At 47.2% G+C, this 21585-nt stretch carries 22 protein-coding genes; 3 read left to right on the plus strand and 19 right to left on the minus strand.

Features of this window, described 5'->3' with window-relative positions; all coding sequences use genetic code 11:
• Window positions 1-22: 22 nt before the first annotated feature.
• The 4 genes from glnA to hflX all read right to left on the minus strand — a co-directional run bounded on the left by glnA (window position 23) and on the right by hflX (window position 4456).
• On the minus strand, window positions 23-1363 hold the full coding sequence (gene glnA, locus ON063_RS01310; RefSeq protein ID WP_214692727.1) for a type I glutamate--ammonia ligase: 1341 nt from the start codon (window positions 1361-1363) through the stop codon (window positions 23-25).
• A 47-nt stretch (window positions 1364-1410) separates the two neighbouring features.
• Entirely contained in the window at window positions 1411-1815 is a 405-nt protein-coding gene (locus ON063_RS01315; RefSeq protein ID WP_271304690.1) for a MerR family transcriptional regulator, read from the minus strand.
• A gap of 92 nt (window positions 1816-1907) precedes the next feature.
• Window positions 1908-3206 carry a methionine gamma-lyase family protein gene (locus tag ON063_RS01320; RefSeq protein WP_274663968.1) on the minus strand — a complete coding sequence of 433 codons (1299 nt, stop codon included), beginning with the start codon at window positions 3204-3206 and terminating at the stop codon, window positions 1908-1910.
• 2 nt (window positions 3207-3208) lie between these two features.
• Window positions 3209-4456: a GTPase HflX gene (gene hflX, locus ON063_RS01325; protein WP_274663969.1), complete on the minus strand. Its 1248-nt coding sequence runs from the start codon at window positions 4454-4456 to the stop codon at window positions 3209-3211.
• A 101-nt stretch (window positions 4457-4557) separates the two neighbouring features.
• Between hflX and ON063_RS01330 the strand changes: the two genes are divergently transcribed.
• A complete protein-coding gene (locus ON063_RS01330; protein ID WP_274663970.1) occupies window positions 4558-5562 on the plus strand; it encodes a tyrosine-type recombinase/integrase in 1005 nt (334 codons plus the stop codon).
• 97 nt (window positions 5563-5659) lie between these two features.
• Here the strand turns inward: ON063_RS01330 and ON063_RS01335 are convergent, their stop codons facing one another.
• Genes ON063_RS01335 through ON063_RS01345 form a run of 3 tightly spaced genes read right to left on the minus strand, consistent with a single transcriptional unit; the run spans window position 5660 to window position 7541 of the window.
• A complete protein-coding gene (locus tag ON063_RS01335; RefSeq protein ID WP_274663971.1) occupies window positions 5660-6025 on the minus strand; it encodes a transposase in 366 nt (121 codons plus the stop codon).
• A complete protein-coding gene (locus tag ON063_RS01340) occupies window positions 6018-6575 on the minus strand; it encodes a GNAT family N-acetyltransferase (protein ID WP_274663972.1) in 558 nt (185 codons plus the stop codon). Before ON063_RS01340 ends, ON063_RS01335 begins: the two co-directional genes overlap by 8 nt.
• Before the next feature lie 15 nt (window positions 6576-6590).
• Window positions 6591-7541, minus strand: a complete 951-nt coding sequence (locus tag ON063_RS01345) for an alcohol dehydrogenase catalytic domain-containing protein (protein WP_274663973.1) — start codon at window positions 7539-7541, stop codon at window positions 6591-6593.
• A 158-nt stretch (window positions 7542-7699) separates the two neighbouring features.
• Here ON063_RS01345 and ON063_RS01350 point away from each other — a divergent pair, with 158 nt between their 5' ends.
• A complete protein-coding gene (locus ON063_RS01350; protein WP_274663974.1) occupies window positions 7700-8857 on the plus strand; it encodes an MFS transporter in 1158 nt (385 codons plus the stop codon).
• 31 nt (window positions 8858-8888) lie between these two features.
• Here the strand turns inward: ON063_RS01350 and ON063_RS01355 are convergent, their stop codons facing one another.
• Both ON063_RS01355 and ON063_RS01360 read right to left on the minus strand, forming a co-directional pair.
• The gene (locus ON063_RS01355; protein WP_274663975.1) at window positions 8889-9407 is read right to left on the minus strand and encodes a hypothetical protein; all 519 of its coding nucleotides are present in this window, start codon (window positions 9405-9407) and stop codon (window positions 8889-8891) included.
• A 14-nt stretch (window positions 9408-9421) separates the two neighbouring features.
• On the minus strand, window positions 9422-10159 hold the full coding sequence (locus tag ON063_RS01360; RefSeq protein WP_274663976.1) for a hypothetical protein: 738 nt from the start codon (window positions 10157-10159) through the stop codon (window positions 9422-9424).
• A 142-nt stretch (window positions 10160-10301) separates the two neighbouring features.
• Here ON063_RS01360 and ON063_RS01365 point away from each other — a divergent pair, with 142 nt between their 5' ends.
• Complete coding sequence (locus ON063_RS01365) at window positions 10302-10850, plus strand: DUF4256 domain-containing protein (RefSeq protein ID WP_274663977.1); 549 nt, start codon at window positions 10302-10304, stop codon at window positions 10848-10850.
• 683 nt (window positions 10851-11533) lie between these two features.
• On the opposite strand, the gene ON063_RS01370 is transcribed toward ON063_RS01365, so the two are convergent.
• From ON063_RS01370 to ON063_RS01415, 10 genes are all read right to left on the minus strand, one after another.
• Window positions 11534-12715: a glycine C-acetyltransferase gene (locus tag ON063_RS01370; RefSeq protein ID WP_274663978.1), complete on the minus strand. Its 1182-nt coding sequence runs from the start codon at window positions 12713-12715 to the stop codon at window positions 11534-11536.
• A 13-nt stretch (window positions 12716-12728) separates the two neighbouring features.
• Complete coding sequence (tdh, locus tag ON063_RS01375) at window positions 12729-13805, minus strand: L-threonine 3-dehydrogenase (protein WP_274663979.1); 1077 nt, start codon at window positions 13803-13805, stop codon at window positions 12729-12731.
• Between the two features lie 166 nt (window positions 13806-13971).
• Window positions 13972-14232 (minus strand): stage V sporulation protein S, encoded by a 261-nt coding sequence (locus ON063_RS01380; protein ID WP_012726477.1) that lies wholly within the window; start codon window positions 14230-14232, stop codon window positions 13972-13974.
• Between the two features lie 26 nt (window positions 14233-14258).
• Window positions 14259-15053: a TIGR00282 family metallophosphoesterase gene (locus ON063_RS01385; protein WP_214692776.1), complete on the minus strand. Its 795-nt coding sequence runs from the start codon at window positions 15051-15053 to the stop codon at window positions 14259-14261.
• Between the two features lie 48 nt (window positions 15054-15101).
• Window positions 15102-16664, minus strand: a complete 1563-nt coding sequence (gene rny, locus ON063_RS01390) for a ribonuclease Y (protein WP_214748227.1) — start codon at window positions 16662-16664, stop codon at window positions 15102-15104.
• 167 nt (window positions 16665-16831) lie between these two features.
• Window positions 16832-17881, minus strand: a complete 1050-nt coding sequence (gene recA, locus ON063_RS01395; protein ID WP_074033216.1) for a recombinase RecA — start codon at window positions 17879-17881, stop codon at window positions 16832-16834.
• A gap of 76 nt (window positions 17882-17957) precedes the next feature.
• Window positions 17958-19184 (minus strand): competence/damage-inducible protein A, encoded by a 1227-nt coding sequence (locus ON063_RS01400; protein ID WP_274663980.1) that lies wholly within the window; start codon window positions 19182-19184, stop codon window positions 17958-17960.
• Between the two features lie 62 nt (window positions 19185-19246).
• A complete protein-coding gene (gene pgsA / locus ON063_RS01405; protein ID WP_214692781.1) occupies window positions 19247-19825 on the minus strand; it encodes a CDP-diacylglycerol--glycerol-3-phosphate 3-phosphatidyltransferase in 579 nt (192 codons plus the stop codon).
• Between the two features lie 32 nt (window positions 19826-19857).
• Complete coding sequence (locus ON063_RS01410) at window positions 19858-20730, minus strand: helix-turn-helix domain-containing protein (protein WP_074033219.1); 873 nt, start codon at window positions 20728-20730, stop codon at window positions 19858-19860.
• 27 nt (window positions 20731-20757) lie between these two features.
• Window positions 20758-21534, minus strand: coding sequence for a YmfK family protein (locus ON063_RS01415; RefSeq protein WP_012726484.1), 777 nt, complete (start codon window positions 21532-21534; stop codon window positions 20758-20760).
• Window positions 21535-21585: the final 51 nt, after the last annotated feature.

Raw genomic sequence — 21585 nt, forward strand, 5'->3', positions numbered from 1 at the left:
CTCTTTTTGCATATCTCTTCTATTAGTAGAGCGTCATGTACTGATCGCGTTCCCACTCCGTGACTTGCATACGGAACATATCCCACTCGATTTCTTTCAATTCGAGGAAGTGTTCGCCGATGTGCTCACCGAGTGATTCCATCACGACTTTGTCCGCACGAAGGACTTCGAGTGCATCGAAGAGCGTTGCCGGGAGATCGTCGATTCCGTTTGCTACACGCTCTGGCTTGTCCATCACGTAGATGTTGCTGTCGATTGGTTTTGGTGCATTCAAATCTTTTTCGATTCCGTCAAGACCTGAAGCCAAGAGAGCAGCAAGTGCGAGGTACGGGTTCGCTGCTGGGTCAACCGAACGTACTTCGATACGAGTCGAGAGACCACGTGCTGCTGGTACACGTACAAGTGGTGAACGGTTGCGTGCGCTCCATGCAACGTAGCAAGGTGCTTCGTAACCAGGTACGAGACGCTTGTAAGAGTTCACAGTCGGGTTACATACTGCTGTGAACGCACGAGCGTGCTCCAAGATACCAGCTGTGAACGCGCGAGCTGTGTCTGAAAGTTCCATGTCGCCATTTGGATCGTAGAAGACGTTTGTGTCGCCTTTGAAGAGTGACATGTTCGCGTGCATTCCTGAACCGTTCACTCCAAAGAGTGGTTTTGGCATGAATGTCGCGTGAAGACCATACTTCGCAGCAATCGTCTTAACAACGAGCTTGAACGTTTGGATGTTATCTGCCGTTGTGACAGCATCTGCGTATTTGAAGTCGATTTCGTGTTGTCCTGGTGCAACTTCGTGGTGTGATGCTTCGATTTCAAAGCCCATGTTTTCAAGTTCGATGACGATTTCTTTACGGCAGTTTTCACCGAGGTCAACTGGTGCCAAGTCGAAGTATCCACCTTGGTCGTTGAGTTCAAGTGTCGGACGACCTGATGCGTCTTTCTTGAACAAGAAGAACTCTGGCTCTGGTCCAACGTTGAACGCTGAGAAGCCAAGTTTTTGCATTTTCTCAAGGTTACGCTTGAGTGTACCGCGCGGGTCACCACTGAATGGTGTACCGTCTGGGTTATAAATATCACAAATTAAGCGAGCGACTTTTCCGCTGCCATCTGTCCACGGGAAGACAACCCATGTGTTGAGGTCTGGATATAAGTACATGTCTGATTCCTCGATGCGGACGAATCCTTCGATTGACGATCCGTCAAACATCATCTTGTTATCAAGTGCTTTGTCCAATTGGCTGATCGGCACCTCGACGTTTTTGATTGTTCCGAGGATATCCGTGAATTGAAGACGAATAAAGCGTACGTCTTCCTCTTGTGCGATGCGTTTAATGTCTTCTTTTGTGAACGTTTTTCTGGCCATGGTAAAATGTCCCCTCTCACATTGTGTAATGGTTGATGTGTGCGGCGTTATCGATAAAAACGTGAAAGCTCGCCTTGAATGAGCGACGTCTTATTGAAACGACCGGCTTCTTGAAGCTGTGTTTTCAACAAATGATGTAACTCTTTTTCCGAAACCTTTGGTGCTTCATTGACCGGTGCGGTCGGAGCAGACGTTTCTGCTTCTTTTTCACCTTCTTGCTCTAACATGTGGCGAATTGCCGCCAAATTAAAGCCTTGGTCAATGTAATCCTTGATTGCGAGTAGACGTTCGACATCATTAAAGGAATAAAGCCGTCGTTTCGATTCCGTCCGACTAGGCGAAATCAGACCCTGTTCTTCATAATACCGAATCTGTCTACCAGTCAGTTGCGTCAGATCTTGGACGATTCCAATCGGAAACAACGGGTTGGAGCGACGAAATTGATCAGCCATCCTTACCCCTCCTTTTCTGTCTCACAATGTGAGAATAATACATGACAACAATCCTGTCAATAGATGTTAAGAAAGTTAACATGACAGAACGGTTACAAATGTGCTTGTTGATTTTGGTCGTTAAATTCGACCAGTCCTTTATCGTGTAATTGGCTCAACGCCAACATAAGCGCGACTTTCACATGCGCATACGTCAGACCACCTTGAACATACGCTGTGTATGGCGCTCGAAGTGGGCCATCCGCTGACAGCTCGATCGATGAACCTTGAATGAACGTCCCTGCTGCCATGATGACATCATCCTCATATCCAGGCATATAGGCCGGAACGGGTAATGCATGAGCGTTTACCGGCGATGCCATTTGGATGCTTTGACAAAACGCGATCATCTTCTCACGGTCGCGGAACGTCACCGATTGAATCAAGTCCGTTCTCAGAGTCGAATAGTGTGGGTCAGTCTCAAACCCAATCAACGATAAAAGGCTTGCCGTCAAGTGTGCCCCTTTCAATGCCTGTGCGACAGTATGAGGAGCCATATAAAAGCCTTGATACATTTCTTGAAGCGAATAGAGCGATGGTCCAGCTTCACTCCCGATACCTGGAGTCGTCATCCGGAACGAACAACGTTCAATCAGTTCTTTCGTCCCTGCGATATACCCTCCCGTCTTCGCCAACCCGCCTCCTGGGTTCTTGATCAAGGAACCCGCCATCAAGTCTGCACCGACGTGAGTCGGTTCGATTGTCTCGACAAATTCACCGTAGCAATTGTCAACAAACACATACACATGCGGATGCGCCGCTTTGATGCGTTCGATGGCGATTTTGATTTCTTCGACTGGAATACTGCGACGATTCGCATATCCTTTCGAGCGCTGAATCCCGACGAGTTTCGTTTCTGGACGAATTCGTTCGATGACGCGGTCGATGTCGATTTCACGTTCCTCTTTTAACTCGACAGTATCGTAATGGACACCAAGCTCTTTTAAAGAGCCGCGACCGTCCCCACGGATACCGACGATTTCCTCGAGCGTGTCGTATGGCTTCCCTGTGATATACAGCAATTCGTCACCTGGTAGGAGGACACCGAACAAGGCAATCCCGATCGCATGCGTACCCGAGATGATTTGCGGACGGCATAATGCGAGCTCTGCTCCGAACACATCTGCATAAATCGACTCGAGCGTGTCACGACCGAGATCATCATATCCATACCCTGTCGTCGGATTAAAATGGAAATCCGATACTTTATGCTTTTTAAACGATTCGAGAACACGATACTGGTTGAACTCAGCCGTCTCTTCAATCTTCTCAAAAAATGGTTTCACTCGTGCCTCGGCCTTTTTCACATACGGCGCGAGTGCATCATAATGTTCAATCTTTTCTTGCCACATACTTACACCTCAAATTGTTTTAGCGTCGCATATAGACGCGTGTCTTCTCTCATATAGCCTACCAACTCGACAGAACCATCATCCAAGAATTTTTCTTCAAGACGGTACATCGCCTCCTTGGCTGGGTGGTAATGTTCAAAAGCCGTCACCGGTAAGACGACGTGGACTTTTGTTAAAATATCCGAGATTTTATCTTCGAGTGCACCAGTCAACTGCTCGATGTCTTCTGATGCGATTGCCGAAATCAACAGCGGTCCACCGACGAAGTCTTCCGTGAGGCGGTCTTTCTTATTATATACCTCGAGTTGTGGGACCTCACTCGCACCGAGTTCTTCCAATACCGCATTCGTCGTATCGATTTGGTTCAAATAATGTGGGTTCGATGCATCGATGACGTGGAGGATCAAATCGGCACCGACCACTTCTTCCAAAGTCGAACGGAAAGCGGCAACGAGTTTCGTCGGCAAGTCACGAATAAATCCGACCGTATCGGTAATCAACACTTTTCCACCACGTGGAAGTTCAAGTTCACGCGTCAACGGGTCAAGTGTTGCGAACAACTCATCCTGTTCATACGTATCTGCATCCGTCAATCGGTTAAAGATTGTCGACTTCCCAGCATTCGTATACCCGACGAGCGCGACCTGGAAGACGCGATTTTCTTTCCGACGTTCCCGGTAGCGATCCCGGTGTGCGACCGTTCCTTCGAGTTGCTTTGTAATCTCATCGATGCGACGCTTGATGTGGCGACGGTCCGACTCAAGTTTTGTCTCACCCGGTCCACGAGTCCCGATTCCACCACCGAGTCGCGAGAGCTGTGTCCCTTGCCCGATGAGACGTGGTAGTAAATAGTTCATCTGCGCGAGTTCGACCTGCAATTTCCCTTCGCGCGATTGCGCACGGCTCGCAAAGATGTCTAAGATGAGCTGCGTACGGTCAATCAGCTTCATCTCATCCGGGTCGTTCAAGGCGATGCGAATGTTCTTCGACTGCGCCGGTGTCAACTCGGCGTTAAAGATTAACAAATCCGGCTCGAACTGTTCGACGAGCATCGCGAGCTCTTCAATTTTCCCTTTCCCGATAAAGGTACGACGGTCGACTTGTTGACGTTTCTGGTCGAGTCGTGCGACGACTTCACCTTGCGCCGTATCCACGAGTTCGACGAGCTCGCCCATCGACTGTTCATATGTCCAATCATCGACATTCGGTAACTGACAGCCGACGATGACAACTTTTTCACGTTCTATCATGTAATCCCTCATTCCATAAAGTCTCACCTTTCATCTTACCACGAATCAACGTATAGAGAACGTCCGTTTGTGGTAGGATAAAAGAAGAAGGAGGCTCGACCATGACGAAACGTAGAAAAGACTATCCGCTCCCGGAATTTATCGAAACGTACTTGTATCATCTCGGAGCAAGCGGCCGTCAACCCTCGACGCTAAAACGATATCGCTACGACTTGATTGACGTGCATAAATACTTTCACGACCACAATGTCGAACTGAACGAACCGACGGACTGGTTAGACGTCCCCATCGAATCGTGGAAGACGTTTGTGAATGACTTTTTAATCGAAGAGAAGCACTATCAACAGGCGACCGTCGCTCGAATCGTCACGGTCATCAATAGCCTGACCCACTTTTTAAATCCGCTTCGGAAGAAGATGCTTGCCTACTCACAGCCGGCACATACGTTGTCCATCGACCAAATCGCACTCGAGTCTGAATTCGATCGTCTTGTTCATACGATTCGTTCGACGAGGGGCTTGAGCGAGAATCAGTTGCAAGCCCACCCATATCTCGTCAATCGGAACGAACTGATTGTGACGCTCTTCTATAAATATGGCTTGCGTGTCCATCACATCATTCGTTTGCGTATGAACGATCTGCATCTGGCTGATCATACCTTTGACGTGTATGACCGTCTCGGGAACCAGTTCACGTTGAAGCTCTCGCAAGAAGACCAATCGTTACTCATGAACTACCTAGCCGACATACCGACACCGGTGCGACCACGCTGGTACTCGGAAGACCCGGTCTTCGTCTCATTCGATTTCGCAAGGATGACATTCCGCTGGGTATATGCGAAAAATCAGCCGAAACAACTAACGATTGTCATGATCACGAAGATGATGCGACAGCTAAATGAACGGAGCGGGCTCGCACGATCGGTCACCCCGTCAATGCTCCGAAACGCCCATGTGTTAAAAACGTATGCGACCGATATGACGCCATCTGAGCGAATGAACGTCACCTGTATGCACAAAGAATCTTCCTTACGTCGATATGAACAGGCGTATGAAGAATTCGGTACTGAATTGTTCGACTCAGACGAAAGACCCGCCCTCTCGTGAAGGGCGGGTCTTTGTCATGTAACTCAAGAATCTAGTGGAAAATACGAAGCCACTTCAAATTGATCGTTAGAATCATCATATAACTCAATATAATATCTTATCTTCTATTCTCCTCGTCATTGCCATCCAAGTTCAATTCGACCAATTCTAAGAATGAATCCTGCAATTCATTCTCTGTATCTTGTGAGTCTAGCAATAACTTAGGCTCGAGCTCGCTATCATTTAGTGTGGAACTTCCGTCAATAATCCCTAGCATATGAGAGACTGTATCAATCATGATTTGTTCCATCATCTTTAATAAGATTTCCTTTTCATCTGGATTAGAGTTTTGATATAAATTCCAAAACGCATCCATGTTTGAATCCACTTCTACCGTCTCATACATTTCTTTATATTCATCGATTCCTTCTCTGATCACCGTTTCATAAATCGCCCTAACAAATTCTTGATTCACGTCAGTCATTATTTCCTCTCCATTCATCCTGCAACAACCCATAAACAACATGATCAACGTAACGGTCATACAGCCATTCTGCATCTCGAATGACCCCTTCTTCCCTAAAGCCAAGTCGTTCCGGGAGTGCGCGGCTTTTTACATTTTCAGTCGCGACTCGAATCTCAATCTTATTTAATTTCAAATCTCGGAACCCGTACTCGATGATGGTCTCCAGCGCTCGACTCATGATGCCTTTCCCCTGAAATTCTTGTCCGAGCCAGTAACCAATTGTGCCACATTGAATCCCACGATCGATTTCGTTAAATCCGATTGTCCCGGCAAGCACGCCTTTATAGATCACAGCGAATGATTTTGGGAATCCACCCGTCTCAATCAGTCCTTTAATTCGTCCTTCTATGTTTCGCTTCGAGTCTTCTACTGTTTCAATGTAGTCAAGCCAACCGAGCCACTCTCGGAGATAAGGCTTCGATGCCATCGTCAGGTCAAACAGCGCGTCTGCGTCGTTTACATTAAACATTCTCAGTGTGATATCGTTATTTAATTTATATTCAAGCATATGGATCCATCCTTCTCAGTCATCAAATGATGTATTTTCTTTTTTATATGTCACTGCAATCTTAATTGGGTTGATGACATGTGCACTTAGTCTTTCAAACGTAGCAATTAAGCTAGATTGATCAATGTCTAACTCAAAAATCTCTTGTATGTATGAGGTTTGCCAACTCGCTTCAAAAAACCACTTGAAATGTTCTCTATAGTCCCAACCGTCACTTGATCCGACGATATGTAACTCTTTTTCATAGAATTGCGGTTGAAGCACCAGTTCTTCTTGATTACCGTCTGATAAGATACAGATAGACCCATTCGGCATTACTGCCTGTTGAAGGTTCATGAACCCTTCGTTTCTAGCAGAACACTCCATGCCATAATGGTAGTGGCTGTCCTTCACCTCGTTCGGGGCGTATACCTGTTCAACTCCAAACCGATAAGCTAATTCTCTTCGATTCGAATCTGGCTCGATTGCATCAATCTTCTTCACACCATAATAATTTCTTAAGTAATATGTTGCGAGTAAGCCCATCGTCCCCAATCCAGAAACAATGACCGAATCGGTAGAGGATGGTGCTAATTTTCTAACCCCTTTCGCTGCATCACATGACAAAATCGCTAGCAACGCCGTTTTATAATCCACTTCCGGTGGAACATAAAACGCTTTCTGTGCAGAGACGATCCCGTATGTTTGTTGTCCATAAAAAGCAATCACCCGGTCGCCAACATGGAGTGTCGTGACATCCTCCCCCTTATCTACAACCCTTCCATAACTCTCATATCCCACTTTACGGGGATAGTTCGGACTCGAATCAGTTAAATCCGTTTCGTCATATTGAGGTAGCTCTGCCCCAACACTAATGGCGGTAGCGATGGTTTCAATCAAAACTTGATCTGCTTCAAGAGCAGGTACTCGTGTTGTAACCCACTCCAACTTCTTTTTACCTACGAGTTTCAAAGCTTGTTGAATCATTTCACCCTCCTAATATTAACAATTGCGACCATATGACAAGTTTACAGAATTAATCAAATTTTGTATAATTATTTTTATATCATTTTATGAAGAGGTGAAAATGTGTAAAAACGATTCGTCGAACCCACCCAATTGAATAGATTCGGAGGAGATTTGTGATGAAATCGTTTTATACACTGCTCGTTAGCCAATGGCTCGCCAATATTGGCGATGTCCTATACATCGTCGCGCTCATTGCCTCGTTGTATCAACAAACCGGTTCCGCTCTCATGGCGGCCAGCTTCCCGATTGCCGTGACTGCCGGTATGACACTCAGCGGACTCTTTTTCGCCCGTATCCTCAGCCGCTACTCGCTAGGGAAAACGCTCGTCCTGTCACAACTGATGAAGACGGTTACCCTTGTTCTCGTTCTCTTCACGGATTCGATTCTAGTTCTCGGTCTTGTCGTGTTGATCGCTTTCCTCGATGGATTCGCACGTCCCATCCAAGCATCATTCATCCCAAGATTGACGACGAATCGTCAACAAGCGAACAGCCTCGTGCAAGGTTCCAATCAGTTCATCCAGCTCGCCATGTGGCCGCTCGGGACGATGCTCGTCTCTTTCACCTCGAGCGCTCTCGCGTTAGTCGTTTCCCTCGTTCTTTTCGTCCTTTCCACGATTGTGACGATTTACTTCAATCAATCGCTTACGGAAGACAGCGTCGATGATGGAACGGATGAATCGATTACCTTACGCGCTAGTCTTACTTATGTAAGAACGTCACCATTCGCCCGTCGTGTGACATGGTTTGTGACGTATGAATCATTTGTCAGCACGCTCTGGATTTCGGCATTGCTTCTCGTCTATCTCAAACGACATCTACAAGTCGATACGGGCTGGTGGGGGATGCTCAACGCAGCATTTTTGATCAGTATGATTGCGGCGAGTGCCTATCTTTATCGGTCTCGACGAGCGCCATCGTTACCATCTACCGCTATCTTATCCATTGTCGCCGCCATTTTATTCGGTATGTCTGCACATCTCGCGTTTGCAATTTTGGCGTTAGTGATTCAAGGCGCAGCTACACAAATCCGCATCATCCAGACGAACACCGTCATTCAAGAACAGATACCGGCTACACAGCTCCCTTACGTATATAGTGTGCAACAAACGGGATACGCACTCGCATTCAGTGTAGGGAGTTTGCTGTTCGGTCTTCTCGCCGACGGACTACCGATTGATTCGATTTACCTTCTCGGAGCACTTTTGACCCTTCCGTTGATTTGGATCGGACGATTAACTGAACAGTCCATGTTAACCGTATCATCTGTATAAACAACAGGCGCCTTCTTAAAGAGAGGGCGCCTTACTTATAGAACTTTCCACCAAAATACATAGTTGGACTTCCTTTTCGATGACAATCGAGTGAAATCACAGATGCAATGATCGGTTCCGAAAGTGTGATGATTTCTAGAACTGAGTTCAGCCCACAAATGCGATAGTGCGTGAAGATTGTTGAGTCATCATGTATCACTTCCCAAAATGAGAAACGCGTCTGTTTTAAAAAATCTAAGTATCCAGATTGCTCGAATCGTTTGATTTGCCTCCCCTCGAACTCATCCGTCACTTCATCCATGATTCCATCCGCAAATGATTCTTGAATGACCTCCATATAGATGACGTCTTCAAAACATAGTTTCACATTGATTACTTCCCGTTGCGGATGAACTCCACCAACTTCGACCCGTTCACGGAATCTCGTGTTTCGCTTACTCTGGTGATCGAGTAACTGTAATTGAAAGGTCAGGCGGCTCGATCCTACATCATGTTGATAATCAAACACGTGCGTCATCCCGTCATAGAAGAATAAATCCTCGAACTTCATTGCCATCCCCCCTCTTAGTTAATTTCGTATTGAAACACTCCGACAGCATCGCCACGTTTCAGATTTCCTAAAATAAATAGTGACAGAATGCTTGCCTCGGTCTCAATCAAAAATCGAAAATCTTCCAACTCATCACTCTCCTCAATCATCGTAATCAATTGAAGAAGTTCACCTTCAGATACGTTTGGAAGATGACAGGTCATCATATACTCATTCGACCACATCCATTTTCCGTAATGTTCGACACTGTATTCACACTTTGTCACATCTGCCCATCCCTTGAGATCAGTTAGAAATCGACTCTTCTTTAAAACTGTCTGAAATGAAGAGACGTTCAGTGATTTGACTAGTCGCAAGAGGAATGTTGCAGATGACTTTACTTTCGGCAACCCAAATTCCCTCCAATGACTATCCGATGGTAGTTTATACAGGTCTTCACTCTTTAGTGAATACGAATCAGGGTCGTGAAAGTCGCGACTATGAGCACATAAGAAATCAACAGTCGAGATATTTTGTTTATTTGGATAATCGACTTGTTCATGTGTTGAATAGATCTCACGACGATACGGATCATACAAAAAGAGAAGTCGACCCTCTATATACACGCCCAACGGCAAGGTCAAATCAACGTACCGAAGTCGTCCTAATTGTGACTTAGTGACAATCACGTCAAGTTCACAGTAATCTGTGACTCGATACGAACCGACAGGCAATCGACTCAAATAGTCTGTTTTCAATGTGAACAGATCCATTATCTGAAATGAGTTCACCTTTAGATGCTCAACGTTTATTTCATCAAAATTCAATTTGGATTCCCCTTTCTCACAATGGATAAGACAAACTGTAGCGATTCATATCGTATACTAGAAGAAACAAATGATCGGAGTGATTCCCATGTCGAAGCTTTCACACGAAGAAACTCTCGAGTTATTAAATACGTTAGAGTCTCGCTTTACCGAAAACGTTGAACGTCATCCTGACCTCATCTGGTCAGACGTATTGGAACGAATTCAAGTTAATCAGGACAAGTTGGTTACACTCTCCTTAATGGAACAGACAGGAGGCGAACCCGACGTGATTCGTCTAGCTAACGGAGATCTCGCTTTTTGCGACTGTTCAGTCGAGAGTCCGAGCGGTCGACGAAGCCTCTGTTATGACGAACCCGCTCTTGAGGCACGTAAAAAGAATAAGCCCGTCGGAAGCGCGGTCGTCTTATCTGAACAGATGGGCATAACCCTTCTCGACGAAAAAACATACCGACATTTACAAACGCTCGGTCAATTCGATTTGAAGACATCGAGTTGGATTCTGACACCGAATGAGATTCGTCAAAAAGGCGGCGCCCTGTTCTGCGACCGCCGTTATGATCACACTTTTGTCTATCACAATGGTGCAGATTCTTATTATGCCGCTCGAGGATTTAGAGGGATACTCATGATTTAAGCAAGGCAATGCGCCTTGCTTCTTTTTTATCGGAATAACCAACTAAGGAATTGCGGAATATACATGATGAAAAACAAACTGACAGGAATCATTGCAAGTAATCTTAACACCCACATAATTCTACTTTTTAACTGCCGAGAGTAGAACAACAATGCACCAAACGTAATCGCATTCGCTGTCAAATTTGGTTCTCCTATGTTGTTCTCAATCATTTGCATAAGAAAAGCTTTCCATCCTGGAAAGGATTCAAGGGCAAACGATTCATCGAAACTCGGTGTAAGGTTGTATTTCAACCTCACAAACCAGGCTACTATATAGACAGAGATGAATAAGAGCGCGTAGCACATTAATACAACGTTCCACAATTTCTCTTTCCAACCCTCACTCCGAAAGTACAAGACATATATCACAATCAAGACACTAAAAATCACATTTATGATGAATGGTGGTGAAATGGTTAGAATCGAAAACGTCTCTCGATTTAACACCATTCCCACTTGAAATATCCCTTGTTGAAACATAGCCTATCCTCATTTCTGATATGTACTGTTTAAATCAAATTACGGTAATTGAAATATTAAGAATACGTTTTCGGCTTACTCTATCTATGCTCTATCTGAATATACTCGATTTTACGTACAAATCCATCAAAAAACTGCAGACAGATTGTCTGCAGTCCCCGTTTATGCGTGAAGTGTCACATTCAACTCTTCCGCTACCGTTTTGAACGCCTCGAGTGCGCGTTCGAGGTCATCTCTTGTATGCTCCGCTGTGACGATGGTCCGGATGCGTGCTTTCCCACGCTCGACTGTTGGGAAAGCGATACTCTGTGCGAATACACCATGCTCTTTAAGTTTGTCCGAGAACGTATGCGCAAGTGTTTCTTCACCAAGCATGACCGGAGTGATCGGTGTTGTCGCATGTCCGATATCGAAGCCAAGGTCGCGTAGTCCGTTCTTGAAAAAATCCGTGTTCGCCCATAGCTTGTCGAACAACTCTTCTTCCTCTTTCATGACACGGATTGCTTCACGGTTCGCCGCTACAACTGCCGGTGGATGTGATGTCGAGAAGAGAAACGGACGACCTTTGTGGATCAAGTAATCGCGTACGTCTTGTGAACAGGCAACATACCCGCCCAAGACACCGATTGCTTTTGAAAGCGTTCCGACCTGTAACGCGACACGACCGTCCAAACCGAAGTGGTTGACCGTTCCGCGACCGTTCTTCCCGAGAACGCCGGATGCGTGAGCATCATCAACCATGACCGCAGCATCATATTTCTCTGCAAGTTCGACAATCGCCGGAAGTGGTGCGATGTTCCCGTCCATCGAGAACACACCGTCCGTTACGACGAGACGTGTCCGATAATCTTGTGTTTCTTTTAATGCCTTCTCCAAGTCTTCAAGGTCGACGTGCTTATAAATGCGTCGCGCTGCTTTCGTAAGACGAATCCCGTCGATAATCGACGCATGGTTGAGTGCGTCACTGATGACGACATCTTCCGGTCCGAGAAGTGCAGACAAGACCCCGAGGTTCGTCGCGAATCCTGATTGGAAGACGAGCGATGCTTCCGTGTGCTTGAACTCTGCGAGTTCGCGCTCAAATGCTTCGTGCATCTCGAACGTACCGGCAATCGTCCGGACCGATCCTGTTCCCGCACCGTACTGTTCGACCGCTTCAATCGCTGCCTGCTTCAAACGTGGATGGTTCGCTAGTCCGAGATAGTTGTTTGATGATAGCTGGACGAGTGACTTCCCGTCGATTGTCACTTCGTTCCCTTGTGCCGATTCGAGTGGGACGAGCTTACGGAACGTCCCCTGTTCTTTCATCTCATTGATTGCTTCTGTAATATGCTCAAATGCCATGTTGTTTCCCCCTTTAAGGTATTAAGACGACCTTCCCACATTTCCCTGCCCGCATGAGTTCGAATCCTTTTTCGAATTCTTCGAGCTTGAAAACGTGCGTAATGATCGGTTCGACATTCAACTGACCTGTCGCGAGCATCGTCGAGACTTGGCCCCACGTTTCGTACATCTTCCGTCCTGTGATACCTTGAACACGGACACCTTTAAAGACAACATCACGCGTGAGGTCGATGGCGACCGGACGAGCCGGAAGTGACAAGACATTGACATCCCCACCTGCCGTGACCATCTTGAACGCCTGATCGATCGCAATCGGATGACCGCTCATCTCGCAGACGACATCGATTCCGTCTCCGTCGGTCTCACGCTCGATCAATTCGAGCGGATTCTCTTCTAAGCTATTGATGACGACATCGGCCCCCATCTCTTCTGCGAGCTTTAAGCGATATGGATTGACGTCAATCGCATAGACGCGACTCGCACCAGCTGCTTTAGCGACACCTACAGCCATAAGTCCGATTGGTCCACATCCGACGATGGCGACCGATTTGGCAGACACGTCACTCGCTAGCACCGTGTGTACCGCGTTTCCGAGCGGTTCTTGAATCGAGGCGAGTTTCGCTGGCATCGACTCCGGGTTCACCCATAGGTTCTCTTCAGGCATAACGACATACTCTGCAAAACAACCTTGCGTGTCCACACCGATGATTTTTGTATTTTTACAGATGTGATATTGTCCACGCAAACATTGTTTACACTGATGACAGACGATATGCGTCTCAGCGGATACGGTCTGTCCGATTTTGATGCGTTTCGTCCCTTCCCCGAGTGCCACGACTTCTCCCGAAAACTCATGACCGAATACATACGGTGGTTTGACACGGCTTTGTGACCACTCATCCCACTCATAGATATGAACATCGGTCCCGCAAATCGATGTCGCTTTGACTTGAATGAGTACTTCTCCAGGTCCTGGCGTCGGAACTGGTACGTCGACCAGTTTTGCCCCAAAACCGGCCGTGTGTTTTTGAATCGCTTTCATTACTGGTGTCGTTGTTTCCTTCTCTGTGGTTGACACGAGTTGTTCCATTGAAAACGTCCCCCTCTTGTCTCTTATAATCGAACGATACGTTCTTTATCATCTTGTCATAAAATGACGAAACTGAGAAGACGGAACGTCCATTTTCCACAAAAAAAGAGGAGCCATCCGCGCCGATGGCTCCTCTTCACAAGAATAGGACCTATGTCCCGACCGCTCATCGTGGCTCAATGATGAGCTTGATGGCAGTACGTTCCTCTCCGTCAATCATAATATCGGTAAAGGCTGGAATGCAAATCAAATCGAGACCGCTTGGCGCGACGAAGCCTCTGGCGATCGCGACGGCTTTGATGGACTGATTCAGCGCACCTGCCCCAATCGCCTGTATCTCACACGTTCCTTTTTCACGTAGCACACCCGCTAAAGCACCCGCAACGGAGTTAGGGTTCGATTTTGCCGAAACTTTGAGTACGTCCATTCTTGTTTCCCCCTCGGGTAGGTTGTTCAATCAAACCAGACGGTCTGATCATCTAGGTGTATTCGTTCGATTTTTGTCGCTCGTTTCGTCTGATCATCGATTGTAATGAAAACTCCATTAAGTTGTTCCCGTCCCTCGGCAACTTCAAACCGAACTGGGAGTTGTGTCATAAATTTTTTTAAAACAACGGATGCATCCATCCCGAGTACCCCGTCAAGTGGACCCGTCATCCCGACGTCGGTGATATACGCTGTCCCGTTCGGCAAGACACGTTCATCTGCCGTCTGTACGTGCGTATGCGTCCCGACTACGGCTTGGGCACGCCCATCAAGGTGATACCCCATCGCAATCTTTTCACTTGTCGCCTCGGCATGGACATCGACGAAGATGGCGTCTACCTCGTCACGCACTTCTTCAACGAGACGATCGACGGTACGGAACGGACAGTCAAGGGATGGCAAGAAGACATTGCCCATGACGTTGATGACGGCCAATTTCTTTCCATTTTGTTTTAACTTCATCATCCCGACTCCAGGTGTCCCGTCCGGATAGTTTGCTGGACGGACGATCCGGTCGGCATCGTCGATCCAATCAAAGATGTCACGGTTATCCCACGTATGGTTCCCCATCGTCACCCCATGGAAGCCGAGTTCTAAAAACTGTTGATAAATCTTTTTTGTGAGACCACGACCGTTTGCCGCATTCTCACCGTTGACGAGCATGAACGTCGGGTTGTATTTGTCTTTCAAACGACCAATCTGATTGCTCAAAATATCTCGACCGGGTTTCCCGACGACATCACCGATAAATAAAATTTTCATATAAAATCCTCCCTCAAACAGAAAAAGCGGAGAAATTCTCCGCTTCGTTTACTTCGCATAATCGACGGAACGTGTTTCACGAATAACCGTCACTTTAATTTGTCCAGGATAATCGAGTTCATCCTCGATTCGTTTACAAATATCGCGTGCCATCTTACCGGCGACGACATCGTCGACGACGTCAGGGCGAACGATAATTCGAACTTCACGTCCCGCTTGAATCGCATACGATTTCTCGACACCTTCAAACGACTCACAGATTGACTCGAGTCGTTCAAGACGGCGAATGTAGCTTTCTAGCGTCTCTTGACGAGCTCCAGGGCGAGCTGCCGACAAGGCGTCAGCTGCTGCGACTAGTACTGCAATCGTCGATGTCGCCTCGACGTCCCCGTGGTGGGAAGCAATCGAGTTGATGACGACCGGATGTTCCTTGTACTTCGTTGCAAGCTCTACTCCGATTTCGACGTGACTGCCCTCAACTTCGTGGTCGATCGCTTTTCCGATATCGTGCAAGAGTCCAGCTCGCTTCGCGAGTGTGACATCTTCCCCGAGTTCGGCTGCCATCATCCCGGCAAGATGTGCCACCTCGACCGAGTGGGACAAGACGTTCTGTCCATAACTCGTACGATAGCGCATGCGACCGAGTGTCTTGACGAGGTCTGGATGGAGTCCGTGAATACCGGCTTCGAAAGTTGCTTCTTCTCCGTACTCACGAATGCGTTCATCCACTTCACGACGAGACTTTTCCACCATCTCTTCAATGCGAGCCGGGTGAATCCGACCATCTTGAACGAGTTTTTCAAGCGTCATTTTGGCGATTTCACGGCGAACCGGATCGAAACCTGACAAAATGACCGCTTCTGGCGTGTCATCGATGATGAGGTCAATTCCAGTCAACGTCTCGAGCGTACGGATGTTACGTCCTTCACGCCCGATGATGCGACCTTTCATCTCATCACTCGGTAAGTTGACGACAGATACCGTCGTCTCCGCGACATGTTCAGCAGCGTATCGTTGCATCGTGAGAGATAAGAGGTGTTTCGCTTTTTTATCCGCTTCTTGTTTTGCTTTTTGCTCGATTTCTTTTTGAAGGAGAGCAGCATCGTGAAGCGCTTCCTGCTTCGCTTCGTCCATGATGATGGTACGTGCTTCATCTTTCGAGAGGGCTGCCACGCGTACAAGTTCTTGGCGTGCCTCTTCGTATAAGTCCTCCACTTTGCTTTCGAGCATTTCTGCTTCACGTTTGCGTTTTTCGAGCCCGCGCTCCTGTTCATCTAGCGAATCTTCTTTCCGCTCGAGCATATCTGCTTTGCGGTCGAGAAGCTCTTCTTTTTGAACGAGGCGATTCTCTTTCACTTTCTGGTCTTCGCGACGTTCACGCAATTCTTGTTCCGTCTCATTGCGAAGTTGAATCATCTCTTCTTTTACTTCAAGCCGTGCTTCTTTTTGCATCGCTTCCGATTGTTGTTTTGCTTGTTCTACAATCTTAGTCGCTTCCGTCTCGGCACCTTGAATCTTCGCTTCGGCGATCGATTTACGCACAAAAAAACCTGCAACAAAAGCTATCGGCAAAAGGAGGATCAGAATAAGCCAGTATAGCCATTCCATCATGTTCACCTCCCTTTCGCAAGGTTATTTTATTTTTTTAATAAGTGAGTAACGCAGGCAAGCCCGCGCATAACTTTATTGTACTTATTTAAGAGAGAGAATGCAATGCACGGACAGGATAGAACTACCAATTGCCTAAAAATTATACTAAAAAAATATTCACCTTGTGCTTATTCGTCATCAAGAAGTGAGAGAACTTCGTCGTCTTCACCTTCAACTGTGACTGTTTTTTCTCCGTTCAAGCCGTAGTGGTCACGAATTTGACGTTCCACTTCGGCCGCGATGGCTGGATTTTCTTTCATGTATTGTTTCGCATTTTCACGACCTTGACCGAGACGCTCCTCGTTGAACGAGTACCATGCACCGCTCTTTTGAACGATATCGAGGTCTGCACCGATGTCGATGAGTTCCCCTTCACGTGAAATCCCTTCACCGTACATGATGTCGACTTCCGCCGTCTTGAATGGTGGTGCAATCTTATTTTTTACAATCTTGATCTTCGTACGGTTCCCGACCATATCTTGACCTTGTTTGAGCGTTTCTGCACGACGTACTTCGAGGCGTACTGAAGAGTAGAACTTCAAGGCACGACCACCAGGTGTCGTTTCCGGGTTACCAAACATGATTCCAATTTTCTCACGAATTTGGTTGATGAAGATGACGATTGTTTTCGATTTGTTCGTTGCACCAGACAATTTACGAAGTGCCTGAGACATCAAACGAGCTTGAAGACCGACATGCGAGTCTCCCATCTCCCCTTCGATTTCGGCTTTCGGTACGAGTGCCGCAACCGAGTCGACGACGAGGATATCAACTGCTCCCGAGCGTACGAGCGCTTCAGCAATCTCGAGCGCCTGTTCCCCTGTATCTGGCTGAGAGAGCAGCAACTCATCGATGTTGACGCCAAGATTTTTAGCATACTTTGGATCGAGCGCATGCTCGGCATCGACGAACGCAGCTTGACCGCCACGTTTTTGAACTTCTGCAATCGCATGAAGGGCAACAGTCGTCTTACCTGAAGATTCTGGTCCGTACACTTCAATAACACGACCGCGTGGATATCCACCCGCACCAAGTGCGACGTCGAGGGCAATCGACCCAGAAGGGATGACCGATACTTGCTGGTCTGTATTTTCACCAAGGCGCATAATCGAGCCTTTACCGAATTGTTTCTCAATTTGGCGCAATGCCATTTCTAACGCTTGTTTACGATCACTCATAGATAAATGAGCCTCCTTTAATTGATACTTTCATTATACGTGAACATATAGCGATACACAAGTTTTTTACGAACATTTATTCGCCTTTTTTAATTCGTTGTATGAGGGCCCATAGTCCATCTTTTGCAGCCCGCAGCCGAATGACGTTACGTTCTTGATGCGGATAAACACGTTCGATGACCTCGATTCCATCCGGTGTTTTCACCCCGATGTAGACCGTACCGACGGGGCGCCCTGAATTTGAGGTTGGTCCAGCTTCACCGGTGAACGAGAGCGCGTAGTCCGCATTCGTTTGCTTAACTAATCCATCTACCATCTCATAAGCAACTTCTTTTGAGACGACTGAGTGCTGTTCAATTGTATCAAGAGCGACCCCTAAATACCTATTTTTTAGCTCATCTGAATAGGTAACGACTCCCCCTAAAAAGACAGCCGATGCTCCTGGCGTCGATGTGATCATCGATTGGACTTCTCCTCCTGTCAATGACTCAGCAATTGCCAGTGTTTGGTGATGACGTGTCAAGGATTGCACGAGGTATGAGGCAATCGTTTCATCATCTGACCCGAAATAATACGAACCGACACGTCGTAAGATTTGATCTTTCATTTCTTCAATCATCAGTCGTGCAGCCGTATCATCTACCGCCCGAGCACTGATTCGAAGTCTCGCTTCTCCTGTCTCAGCATAAGGTGCGACAGTCGGGTTAGACCCGTTCAACAAGTCTTTGACGGCATCATCAAGTGCCGATTCTCCAATTTCATAAAATCGTAACGATTCTGAGACGAGCGTAGCGCCTGAAAACTTTTTCGGAAACGTCGCATCGATGAGCGCCCGCATCTCGCGTGGCACACCAGGAAGTAGCATCCACGTCGTCTCCCCTTCAATCCACATACCTGGAGCCAGACCGACCGGATTTTGTAAAACGTCCGCACCTGACAAGACGTCCGCCTGACGAGCGTCCCCTTCATTCATCTCACGGTTACGTGACTGAAGAAATTGTTGAATCGTGTGAAACGCCTCTTCGTCTCGAACAATCGGGCGTTCGAGCAAATCAGACAAGACTGTCTTCGTGACATCATCTGCCGTCGGTCCAAGTCCACCCGTAACGATGACAAGGTCTGAACGACGACGCGCAATCTCGAACGTCTCCCGCATTCGTTCCGCGTTATCCCCGACAACTTGATGATACAAGACCGAGACACCGTATTTCGACAGTTGTTCCGATATGTAACTCGCATTCGTATTGACGATTTCTCCTAAGAGCAACTCGCTTCCTACCGCAATGATTTCGGCTCGCTTCATCTTATTTCCTCCTCGACTTCAAAAAAAAGACGAGCTAGATCAACCAACTCGTCTTTGTCGACTTACATCGACTTCACAATAATCTTGTAGTTTTGTGCGAAATACTCGGCACCTGAGTAAATCGTGAGTGCGAGTGCCAACCACATCGCCCATTCCCCAAACGGGATGCCGACATAACTGAAAATCGGGTTACCGAATAGGAGGAAAATGATGGCGAACAGTTGCACCCATGTTTTGGCTTTGCCTGACTTACCTGCTGCGACGACAATCCCTTCGTCGGCAGCGACAAGTCGAAGACCCGTGACCGCAAACTCACGAGAAAGAATCACGACAACGACCCATGCAGCCACGAGGTCCATCTCGACGAGCAGTACGAGCGCCGCTGTCACGAGTAGTTTGTCTGCGAGCGGGTCCATGAATTTCCCGAAGTTTGTGACCAAGTTGTGTTTTCGCGCCAAATGACCGTCCAACCAGTCTGTAATGGCCGCAATAGTAAAGATGACACCAGCTATAAATTGGTGTAGCGGGATCTCAGCACCTAAAAAGGCAATGTTTCCCCAATCAAAATCAACAGCGAGTAAGACGACGAATACGGGAATCAACACCACGCGTAACATCGTCAATCGGTTAGGTAGGTTCATGTAGAACGCCTCCTCTTAGAAGGAGAGTCGACTTATTCTGCGTCGACTCTCTTTACAAATATATTTTGTGTGACCGGAGACTCTTGAAGCTCGAGCTCGCGACCATTGACGACGATTTTCTCAACACCTGCGATGAGTCCGATCCGGATTCGTAACGTGTCCGTTTCAGCATCTTCAATGACAATCGGATTCTGTTTCGATTGGTTCGGATATTCAGGCGCAAGGAACGGACCTTCAAGTGATGTATCACGAACACCGACATATGAGGCTGGCGATTCTTTCACATAAATCTCGGTCGATAGTTTATCGCTCGTAGCGAGCTCATATGTGATGTCCGCCCCGTTCGATTCCGTTACCGCAATCGGACCAGATTCCGCTGGCGGTTCTTCCTCAGCAGGCTCCTCTGATACCGGTTCTTCCTCTGCAGGTTCATCCGCTGGGACATCCTCGTTCTGGTCGAGTGTGACATTTGAACTCGGTGGTTCAGCCGGACTTGCGTCTTGTCCACCAAAGTCGATGCTTCTCACGGCAAAATAGATTGCTGTAATGAGCAAAAAGACGGTAAGGGCGAGAAGTACTTTCGGAACCCATCTCGACACTCGACTCGTCGACTCGGACGCTTTGGAATACGTCTTTTTACGAGAAAGTTGAACGGATGGCTGTGCTTCGATTTTTGGTAGATCTTTTGCGTAAGTCTCATACAATTCGTCCACATCGAGACCGAGTGACTCCGCATACGTTTTAATGAACGCCCGTGCATAGAAAGAGCCAGGGAGATTTTTGTAATCACCTTCCTCGATCGCGATGATATAGCGCTTTTGAATCTTCGTCGTCTGCTGGATTTGGTCGAGCGTCAATCCGCTCTCCTCACGCTTTTGTTTCAAAAAAGTCCCTAGTTCTGTCACAGGGGTCCACACCTTCCATTCACATAATTATTCAAACCATTCTGACTCACGATGCGTTTCTTGTGGGATGATAATCGTCTCATCCGGATTGTTTCTCAATTCAATAATATAATCAAAGTCTTCGTACACGCAATCGGTGTTTCGGACATAAAGGTCAGGGTGTTCAATGACCTTCACGGCAGGCAACCGCATGACCTCACGGATCAGTTGACGATGTCGCTCGTCCATCGTACGCGTAGAGACCGCTCCATCGATTATGTATACATGATCGCCTTCCCGCTCTTCTTCAAACAAAGAGGTTCGGACCGTCTGTTTCATGAGGGTCGATGACAAGAACAACCACCGTTTATTCGCACACACACTGGCTGCGACGATGGATTCTGTTTTCCCAACGCGCGGGTTCCCCCGTACGCCAATCAATAGATGACGTTCTTCTTTCATCAGTTCTGCTACGAAATCAACAAGAATCCCTAAGTCTTCTCGGACGAAACGGAACGTTTTCTTATCATCGCTGTCGTGGTCGATGTAACGACCATGTCGAATCGCTATCCGGTCCCGTAATTTCGGGCGGCGCAATTTGATGACTGCGATGGCTTCCATACGTTTTAAAATATGCTCGAGTCGATGGACATGATCTGCGGCCGGAGCTTTGAGCAGCATGCCACGACGTTGCAGGTCGACTCCATTAATGGTGACGATGGAGATTTGAAGCATTCCCATGAGAGACGCGATGTCTCCGAGGATACCCGGTCGATTTTGACACAATTCATATTCGAGATACCACTCTTCGAATTTATGTTCCATCCCGAACCATCCTTTCGAGCAAATTCGCTACCTTGCCTATTTTAAATTATT

The organism is Exiguobacterium sp. B2(2022), assembly GCF_028823655.1.
GTDB classification, from domain to species: domain Bacteria; phylum Bacillota; class Bacilli; order Exiguobacteriales; family Exiguobacteriaceae; genus Exiguobacterium; species Exiguobacterium aestuarii_A.

Coding starts and splice junctions, on each gene's coding strand:
- ON063_RS01400 (WP_274663980.1), bottom strand. CDS start 19,184: ATGAAGCGAGCCGAAATCATTGCGGTAGGAAGCGAGTTGCTCTTAGGA.
- tdh (WP_274663979.1), bottom strand. CDS start 13,805: ATGGAACAACTCGTGTCAACCACAGAGAAGGAAACAACGACACCAGTA.
- ON063_RS01350 (WP_274663974.1), top strand. CDS start 7,700: ATGAAATCGTTTTATACACTGCTCGTTAGCCAATGGCTCGCCAATATT.
- ON063_RS01360 (WP_274663976.1), bottom strand. CDS start 10,159: ATGGATCTGTTCACATTGAAAACAGACTATTTGAGTCGATTGCCTGTC.
- recA (WP_074033216.1), bottom strand. CDS start 17,881: ATGAGTGATCGTAAACAAGCGTTAGAAATGGCATTGCGCCAAATTGAG.
- glnA (WP_214692727.1), bottom strand. CDS start 1,363: ATGGCCAGAAAAACGTTCACAAAAGAAGACATTAAACGCATCGCACAA.
- ON063_RS01365 (WP_274663977.1), top strand. CDS start 10,302: ATGTCGAAGCTTTCACACGAAGAAACTCTCGAGTTATTAAATACGTTA.
- ON063_RS01330 (WP_274663970.1), top strand. CDS start 4,558: ATGACGAAACGTAGAAAAGACTATCCGCTCCCGGAATTTATCGAAACG.
- ON063_RS01385 (WP_214692776.1), bottom strand. CDS start 15,053: ATGAAAATTTTATTTATCGGTGATGTCGTCGGGAAACCCGGTCGAGAT.
- rny (WP_214748227.1), bottom strand. CDS start 16,664: ATGATGGAATGGCTATACTGGCTTATTCTGATCCTCCTTTTGCCGATA.
- ON063_RS01320 (WP_274663968.1), bottom strand. CDS start 3,206: ATGTGGCAAGAAAAGATTGAACATTATGATGCACTCGCGCCGTATGTG.
- ON063_RS01370 (WP_274663978.1), bottom strand. CDS start 12,715: ATGGCATTTGAGCATATTACAGAAGCAATCAATGAGATGAAAGAACAG.
- pgsA (WP_214692781.1), bottom strand. CDS start 19,825: ATGAACCTACCTAACCGATTGACGATGTTACGCGTGGTGTTGATTCCC.
- ON063_RS01415 (WP_012726484.1), bottom strand. CDS start 21,534: ATGGAACATAAATTCGAAGAGTGGTATCTCGAATATGAATTGTGTCAA.
- ON063_RS01335 (WP_274663971.1), bottom strand. CDS start 6,025: ATGACTGACGTGAATCAAGAATTTGTTAGGGCGATTTATGAAACGGTG.
- ON063_RS01340 (WP_274663972.1), bottom strand. CDS start 6,575: ATGCTTGAATATAAATTAAATAACGATATCACACTGAGAATGTTTAAT.
- hflX (WP_274663969.1), bottom strand. CDS start 4,456: ATGATAGAACGTGAAAAAGTTGTCATCGTCGGCTGTCAGTTACCGAAT.
- ON063_RS01355 (WP_274663975.1), bottom strand. CDS start 9,407: ATGAAGTTCGAGGATTTATTCTTCTATGACGGGATGACGCACGTGTTT.
- ON063_RS01380 (WP_012726477.1), bottom strand. CDS start 14,232: ATGGACGTACTCAAAGTTTCGGCAAAATCGAACCCTAACTCCGTTGCG.
- ON063_RS01345 (WP_274663973.1), bottom strand. CDS start 7,541: ATGATTCAACAAGCTTTGAAACTCGTAGGTAAAAAGAAGTTGGAGTGG.
- ON063_RS01315 (WP_271304690.1), bottom strand. CDS start 1,815: ATGGCTGATCAATTTCGTCGCTCCAACCCGTTGTTTCCGATTGGAATC.